Below are 7,882 nucleotides of genomic sequence, written 5' to 3' on the forward strand. Positions count from 1 at the left end.
CGGCGCACGCGGCGAAGGACGCACCGCAGCGGCCGGCAAGCGCGAACGCGGCCAGACCCCGGAGCCGGCGGACGGCAGCACCTACATGGTCCAGGTCGTCGACAAGGACGGCCGCGCGCAACCGCGCAAGGTCAGGATCGGCATCAACACCGGCTCCAGCGCGCAGGTGCTGGACGGGCTGGCCGAAGGCGACCTGGTGGTGGTGGGTGAAGGCGGCGCGGCCGCCCCAGCGGGCAACCGCGGCAACACCATGCGCATGGGCGCGCCGATGATGGGTCCGCGTCGATGACCCAGCCGCTGTTGCGCCTGCGCGAACTGCGGCGCGAGTTTCCGGCCGGCGAGGAAACCATCGCCGTGCTCAAGGACGTCAATCTCGATATCCATGCCGGTGAAATGGTCGCCATCGTCGGCCAGTCCGGGTCGGGCAAGTCGACGCTGATGAACATCCTCGGCTGCCTGGACCGCCCCACGCTGGGCAGCTACCAGGTGGCCGGGCGCGAGACCGGGGCGATGGCACCGGACGAGCTGGCCGAACTGCGCCGCGAACATTTCGGCTTCATCTTCCAGCGCTACCACCTGCTCGGCGATCTGGACGCCAAGGGCAACGTGGAAGTACCGGCGATCTATGCCGGCACCCCGGGGCCGATCCGCGACCAGCGTGCGGCGCAACTGCTGCAGCGGCTGGGCTTGTCCGACCGCATGGGCCACAAGCCCGGCCAGCTGTCCGGCGGCCAGCAGCAGCGGGTGTCGATCGCCCGGGCACTGATGAACGGCGGCGAGGTGATCCTGGCCGACGAGCCCACCGGCGCGCTGGACACGCACTCGGGCGAGGAAGTGATGGCGATCCTCGGCGAGCTGCATGCCGAAGGCCACACCATCATCATCGTCACCCACGACATGAACGTGGCCGAGCACGCCCAGCGCATCATCGAAATCCGCGACGGCGAGATCATCGCCGACCGCCGCAACGACAAGGTGCACAGCCAGCGCGCCACCCGCGTGGTGGCCGCGCGCACTGTGCACGGCTCGCCGTTCCAGGGCGCGCGCGACCGTTTCATCGAAGCGTTCCGGATGGCGTTGCTGGCCATGAACGCGCACCGCCTGCGCACGTTCCTGACTATGCTCGGCATCATCATCGGCATCGCCTCGGTGGTGTCGGTAGTGGCGATGGGCAACGGTTCGCAGCAGGAAATCCTGAAGAACATCAGCGCGCTGGGCACCAACACCATCGACGTCTATCCCGGCCGCGGCTTTGGCGACATGCGCTCGGGCCGGGTACAGACGTTGAAGGCCGCCGATGCCTACGCCCTGGCCGCGCAAAGCTACATCGACAGCGCCACGCCCAGCGTGTCGTCATCGGTGACCGCGCGTTTCCAGAACCAGTCGGCCAGCGCCCAGGTCAGCGGCGTTGGCGAGCAGTTCTTCCGGGTCAAGGGGGTCAAGCTCTCGGCCGGCAGCCTGTTCGACGCCGGTGCGGTGCGGGGACTGGCACAGGTGGCGGTGATCGACCAGAACACCCGCAGCCAGTTCTTCGGCAACGCGGACCCGATTGGAAAAGTCATCCTGCTCGGCAACGTGCCGGTGCGGGTGATCGGCGTGGCCGAGCGGCAGAGCATGGGCTTTGGCAACAGCACCAGCCTGACCATCTGGGTGCCCTACACCACGGTGATGTCGCGCATGCTCGGGCAGAGGCATGTCTCCAGCATCACCGTGCGCGTGGATGACACCACGCCGATGGATGCGGCGCAGTCGGCCATCACCCGGCTGCTGACGATGCGCCACGGCAGCGAGGATTTCTTCCTCAGCAACAGCGCCGAGATCCGCGAAACCATTGAAAGCACCACCCGCACCATGACCGTGCTGATCGGCGCGATTGCCGCCATCGCCCTGGTGGTCGGCGGCATCGGGGTGATGAACATCATGCTGGTGTCGGTGACCGAACGTACCCGCGAGATCGGCGTGCGCATGGCCGTCGGCGCCCGCCAGAGCGATATCCGCCAGCAGTTCCTGATCGAGGCGGTGCTGGTGTGCCTGCTCGGCGGCATCCTCGGCATCGCCCTGGCGCTGGGCATCGGCTGGGCGTTCAAGACCTTCGGTGGCAGCTTCACCCTGCTGTTCTCGACCGCATCCATCGTCGCCGCGTTCGCCTGTTCAACCCTGATCGGCGTGGCCTTCGGCTTCCTGCCCGCGCGCAATGCCGCGCAACTTGACCCTGTGGAGGCGCTGGCGCGCGAATGAAGATGTGGATTCCCCCGATGCGGCCGCTGCTGCTGTCCTTCGCCATTGCCACCGCCCTGGCCGGCTGCGTCAGCGCCGGCCGCTATGGCGCCGCTACGCTGCAGGTTCCGGCCCAGTACGGCCGCGGCGATGCGCTTGCCAACACGCCCACCCAGGTCGTGGCCAACGATGCCACCCACCCGCTGCGCGATGCCCGCAGCGATGCCTGGTGGCAGGGCTTTGGCGATACCCGCCTGGACCGGCTGGTGGCCGCGGCCCTCGACGCCAATGCCGATCTGGCCGCGGCCGGCCTGCGTCTGCACCGCGCACGCCTGCAGGCCGGGCTGGCGACCACCGACCTGTGGCCCGTCGTCAACGGTTCGCTGGGCAGCAGCGGCAGCCGCGCCATCGACACCGGTGACAGCGTGCGCCGCAGCAACAGCGCCAGCGTCTCGCTGGGCTGGGAAATCGACCTGTGGGGCCGGCTGCGTACCCAGCGCGACGTGGCCCAGTGGGAAGCCAGCGCGAGCGCCGAAGACCGTGAAAACACCGTACTGCTGCTGGTGGGCGAGATCTGCCGCCAGTATTGGCAGCTGGCCTATCTCAACCAGAGCATCGCCAGCGGCGAGGACAACCTGGAACGGCTGCGCAAGACCCGCGAGCTGGTGCAGGTGCAGTTCGATGCCGGCGCGGTTTCGCGCCTGCAGGTCAATGAGGCCGCGCAGAACCTGGAAAGCCAGCGCGCCAGCCAGAGCCAGCTGCTGCAGCAGCGGGTGGAAACCCGCAATGCGATCACGGTACTGCTGGACGGCAACCCGTGGCCGCAGGCCGACGAGCCGCAGAATCTGGACGATGCCTCCAGTCCCGCCCTGGCGGCCGGAATCCCCGCCGATCTGCTGGCGCGGCGCCCGGATCTGCGCGCGGCCGAATTGCGTCTGCGGCAGTCACTGGCCTCGATCAAGCTGGCGGCGACCCGCTATTACCCGGCGCTGAGCCTGACCGGTTCGGTCGGCAGCAGCAGCGGCTCGCTGTCGGAGGTGTTGAGCAATCCAGTCGCCACCCTTGGCGCCGGCCTGAGCCTGCCCTTCCTGCGCTTCCGCGAAATGCAGCTGGATACGCGCATCGCCGGCACCAGCTACCAGATCGCCGCCACCGGCTTCCGCACCACGCTGTATACCGCGCTGGCTGAAGTGGACAACGCGCTGTCGGCCCGCGAGCAGCTCACACAGCAGGTCGCCTCGGCCCAGGCCTCGTTCGATGCCGCGGTGGAAGTCGAGCGGCTCTACGCGGTGCGGTACCGCGCCGGCGCCACCGACCTGCGCATCTGGCTGGATGCCCAGCAGACCCGGCGCAGCGCTGAACTGTCGCTGGCGCAGATCCGCCGCGGGCAACTGCTCAATGATGTGACCCTGTTCCAGGCGCTGGGCGGCAGCGCCTCGTGACCGGACCGGTTCGAGCCCGTTGACAGGAAAAGCCCCGCCAAAGGCGGGGCTTTTTGCGTCGGGAAGCGGCGCCTGCGGCACCGTGACGGGGCACGGACGCGTGCTGACGTGCCCCCTCCGCTCTGCGGCGATCAGCGCGCCTGACGCTGCCGCACCGCCTCGAACAGGCTCACGCCGGTGGCCACCGAGACGTTCAGGCTTTCAATCTCACCGGGCATCGGAATCTTGACCAGGCCATCGCAGTTTTCGCGGGTCAGCCGGCGCATGCCATCGGCCTCGCCGCCCATCACCAGGGCGATGTTGCCGCGCAGGTCCAGCGAATACAGGGAGGTTTCCGCCTCACCGGCCAGCCCGTAGATCCACACGCCCAGCTTCTGCAGATCTTTCAGACAGCGCGAGAGGTTGGTCACCGCCACTACCGGAATGCGGTCGGCGGCGCCGGCCGAGACCTTGCGCACGGTGGCATTGACCGTGGCCGACTTGTCCCTGGGAATGATCACCGCGGTAGCACCGGCGGCCGCGGCGCTGCGCAGGCAGGCGCCGAGATTGTGCGGGTCCTGCACTTCATCGAGCACCAGCAGCAGCGCCTTGCCCTCGGCCGCATCGACCAGTGCCTGCAGTTCGTTCTCATCCAGCAGCTTGGCGGCGGCATAACGCGCAGCCACCCCCTGGTGGCGCACCGAGCCGGCAACGCCGGACAGCGCCTGCGCGTTGACCTTGCGCACGTCGATGCCCTTGCGCAGGGCGTTTTCCTCGATTTCGACCAGACGCGGATTCTTCCCGCCGGCCTCGATCAGGACTTCGCGGACGTTCTCGGCATCGTTCTCGATCGAGGAAGCGACGGCGTTGAGGCCGACGATCCACTGGCTTTGCTTGCTCATGGGTGGGACACGGGGGAATAAGAGGGGCAATGGTAGGGGCATTCGCCCGCGGGCGCAGCTGTTGCGCCGGCCCGAAGGCGGTGATCCGCTGCACGGACCCCGCCACACGCGCCAGCGGTGTCACCGCTGCGGGCCGGATCGCGGAAGCCGGCCGGCTTCCGCGCGGTCACTCAGTACTTCTGTTTCCTGCGCCTGGCTGGCTGGCCCTGTGCCGGCAAGCCGGGCAATGCGCCCTTTTCCACCACCAGGCGGAAGTCGATCTTGCGCTCTTCCATGCTCGCCTTGAGGACCAGGATATGGACGCGGTCACCGAGGCGGTACTCGCTGCCGTTGCGCTCGCCGTTGAGCATCTTGCGGATCGGATCGAACTTGTAATAGTCGTGCGGCAGCTGGGTGACGTGGACCAGGCCGTTGACCTTGGAGTCGACCAGCTCGACGAACAGTCCGAAGCTGGTGACGCCACTGATGACGCCCTCGAACTCGCCGCCCACGTGCTTTTCCATCCACGCGGCGCGATAGCGCTCGTCGACTTCGCGCTCGGCCTCGTCGGCACGTCGCGCACGCTCGGAGCACTGCAGCGCCAGCGCGCTCATCTCGTGCGGGGTGTAGCGGTACTTTTCCGGATTTGCGCCGCTCAGCGCGTGCTTGATCGCCCGGTGCACCAGCAGATCCGGATACCGGCGGATCGGCGAGGTGAAATGCGCGTACGCCTCCAGCGCCAGGCCGAAGTGACCGTTGTTGTCCGGGGAATACACCGCCAGCGACTGGCTGCGCAGCAATACCGACTCCAGCAGCGCCGCATCCGGGCGCTCGCGCACTTTCTTCAGCAGCTTGGTGTAATCGCCCGGCTGCACCTTGCCCCACGGCGGCAGACTCAACTTGAACTCCTTGAGGAATTCGAGCAGCTCCGCATATTTGGATTCCGGCGGCCGCTCGTGCACCCGGTACGGCGCGGGCACATGCGCTCCCAGCAGGAACCTGGCGGCCTGCACATTGGCCGCGATCATGCATTCCTCGATCAGCTTGTGCGCGGCGTTGCGCACCAGCATCCCGGCCTGGGTGACCTCGCCGCGATTGTCCAGTTCGAAGCGCACCTCGGAGGTTTCGAACTCGATCGCGCCACGCTTTTCCCGTGCCTTTTCCAGCAGCTTGTACAGCCCGTAAAGGTGCTCGATGTGCCCCAGCTGAGGGCCGATCGACGCGCGTGCCTCCGCGTCGTTCTCGCCCACCGCCTTCCACACCTGGTCGTAGGTCAGCCGCGCATGCGACCGCATGACCGCCTCGTAGAACCTGGACTGGGTGACCTCGCCATCGCTGTTCACCTGCATGTCGCAGACGAAACACATGCGGTCGACGTTGGGATTCAGCGAGCAGATGCCATTGGACAGCGTCTCCGGCAGCATTGGCACCACGAAGCCGGGGAAGTACACCGACGTGGCCCGCTTCTGCGCCTCGTCGTCAAGCGGGGTACCCGGCCGCACATAGTTGGACACGTCGGCGATCGCCACCACCAGACGGTAACCCTGCCGGTTGCGTACGCGGAAACCCTGGCGATTGCTTTCGCAATACACCGCGTCGTCGAAATCCTTGGCGTCGGCACCATCGATGGTGACCAGCGGCAGGTCGCGCAGGTCGACGCGCCCACCGATCATCCTTTCCTCGACCACCAGCGGCACCGCGGCGGCTTCATCCAGCACTTCCTGCGGGAATTCGTGCGGCAACTCATGGCCGTGGATCGCCGCTTCGACCACCAGCGACGGGGTCAGCTTGTCACCCAGCACCGCGATGATGCGACCGATCGGCGGGCGCCGGGTGTCCGGTGCCTGGGTCAGCTCGCACACCACCAGCTGGCCGTCGCGGGCATCGCCGGTGGCGTCGGCCGGAATCTGCACGTTGCGCTGGATCCGCTTGTCATCCGGCACCAGATAGCTGATGCCCATTTCCACGGTAAAGCGTCCGATCAACCGGTTGACGCCGCGCTCCAGCACGCGCGCGATGCTGCCTTCACGGCGGCCGCGGCGGTCGATGCCGGTGACATTGGCCAGTGCGCGGTCACCGTGCATGACCTTGCGCATTTCATACGGGGGCAGGAACAGGTCGTCCCCGCCCTCGTCCGGGCGCAGGAAGCCGAAACCTTCCGGATTGGCGATCACCACGCCGGCAATCAGGCTCAGCTGCTGCACCGGCGCAAAACCGCCGCGACGGTTCTGCACCAGCTGGCCATCGCGCACCATCGCGCCCAGGCGTTTGCCCAGCGCCTCGGCCCGATCAGGCTCGGTCAATCCCAGATGCCGGCCGAGTTCCTCGGCGTTCTGCGGTCCACCGCAGCGCTCCAGCAGTTGCAGGATCGCCTCGCGGCTGGCGATAGGCTGCTCATAGCGCTCGGCTTCGCGCGAGGCGTGCGGATCGGAAAACCCCTGTCCCGGGGCACCGGCAAATGGCGCACGTCCACGAGGCGCGGTGGGCTTGTCGGCGCCGGCGCCGCGTTTTCCCGCCCGCGTGGCATGGCCTTTGCCCTTGGCCGGGCTTTCCGGCATCCAGCCCGGCAGCGGCTTTTTCTTGTTCTTGGGGGGTCGGGGCGCACCCGTGGCCTTCGTCGGCGCGGGGCCGGCGGAGGACTTGCGGGCTTTTGAACCAGCCTCGGTGGTTTTTTTCTTTGTCATTGCCGGCCATGGTAACGCCCTGTGGCGTGACGTGGTGAAACCGGCGGCAACCCGCCCATCGCCGTGCTGCAGCGCTGTCTGCAAAAAAAAGATTGACCCTTTCCGATTGCATCGGCACAATTCCGCCCCTGAGTCGCCCAGGTGGCGGAATTGGTAGACGCACTAGCTTCAGGAGCTAGCGGGGGCAACTTCGTGGAGGTTCGAGTCCTCTCCTGGGCACCATGACTCAAACTACAGAGAAAACCCGCGACAGCGGGTTTTTTCGTTTCCGCCGGTCGATATTGTTTTTCCGGCAACCCACCGCCAAAAAAGCTGCACACGCCGTGTTGACACTTCCAGTTCCGGCCGGCACAATTCCCCGCCTGAGTCGCCCCGGTGGCGGAAGTGGTAGACGCACTAGCTTCAGGTGCTAGCGGGGGCAACTTCGTGGAGGTTCGAGTCCTCTTCTGGGCACCATGACTCAAACTAAAGAGAAAACCCGCGAAAGCGGGTTTTTTCGTTTCCGCCGTTCGATATTGTTTTTCCGGCAACCCACCGCCAAAAAAGCAGCTCACGCCGTGTTGACACTTCCAGTTCCGGCCGGCACAATTCCCCTCCTGAGTCGCCCAGGTGGCGGAATTGGTAGACGCACTAGCTTCAGGTGCTAGCGGGGGCAACTTCGTGGAGGTTCGAGTCCTCT

General features: G+C 66.8%; 4 protein-coding genes, 2 tRNA genes and 1 pseudogene. 5 read left to right on the top strand and 2 right to left on the bottom strand.

Features of this window, described 5'->3' with window-relative positions; translation table 11 throughout:
* The 3 genes and pseudogenes from QZH66_RS09980 to QZH66_RS09990 form a co-directional block, all read left to right on the top strand.
* Window positions 1-289, top strand: a pseudogene (locus tag QZH66_RS09980) (hypothetical protein); the annotation flags it as partial.
* Window positions 286-2,238, top strand: coding sequence for a MacB family efflux pump subunit (locus tag QZH66_RS09985; protein WP_305805794.1), 1,953 nt, complete (start codon window positions 286-288; stop codon window positions 2,236-2,238). The pseudogene QZH66_RS09980 and the gene QZH66_RS09985, both read left to right, overlap by 4 nt.
* Complete coding sequence (locus tag QZH66_RS09990; protein ID WP_305805795.1) at window positions 2,235-3,659, top strand: efflux transporter outer membrane subunit; 1,425 nt, start codon at window positions 2,235-2,237, stop codon at window positions 3,657-3,659. The genes QZH66_RS09985 and QZH66_RS09990 overlap by 4 nt, the downstream gene beginning before the upstream one ends.
* Window positions 3,660-3,790: 131 nt before the next feature.
* Here the strand turns inward: QZH66_RS09990 and rlmB are convergent, their stop codons facing one another.
* Together rlmB and rnr are read right to left on the bottom strand one after the other, a co-directional pair.
* Window positions 3,791-4,540: a 23S rRNA (guanosine(2251)-2'-O)-methyltransferase RlmB gene (gene rlmB / locus QZH66_RS09995; RefSeq protein WP_305805796.1), complete on the bottom strand. Its 750-nt coding sequence runs from the start codon at window positions 4,538-4,540 to the stop codon at window positions 3,791-3,793.
* A 170-nt stretch (window positions 4,541-4,710) separates the two neighbouring features.
* Window positions 4,711-7,203, bottom strand: coding sequence for a ribonuclease R (gene rnr, locus QZH66_RS10000; RefSeq protein WP_305805797.1), 2,493 nt, complete (start codon window positions 7,201-7,203; stop codon window positions 4,711-4,713).
* A 135-nt stretch (window positions 7,204-7,338) separates the two neighbouring features.
* Here rnr and QZH66_RS10005 point away from each other — a divergent pair.
* Together QZH66_RS10005 and QZH66_RS10010 are read left to right on the top strand one after the other, a co-directional pair.
* A tRNA-Leu gene (locus QZH66_RS10005) sits at window positions 7,339-7,425 on the top strand.
* A 147-nt stretch (window positions 7,426-7,572) separates the two neighbouring features.
* Window positions 7,573-7,659, top strand: a tRNA-Leu gene (locus QZH66_RS10010).
* Window positions 7,660-7,882: the final 223 nt, after the last annotated feature.

The sequence above is a fragment of the Stenotrophomonas sp. YIM B06876 genome, assembly GCF_030711595.1.
Classification (GTDB): Bacteria; Pseudomonadota; Gammaproteobacteria; order Xanthomonadales; family Xanthomonadaceae; genus Stenotrophomonas.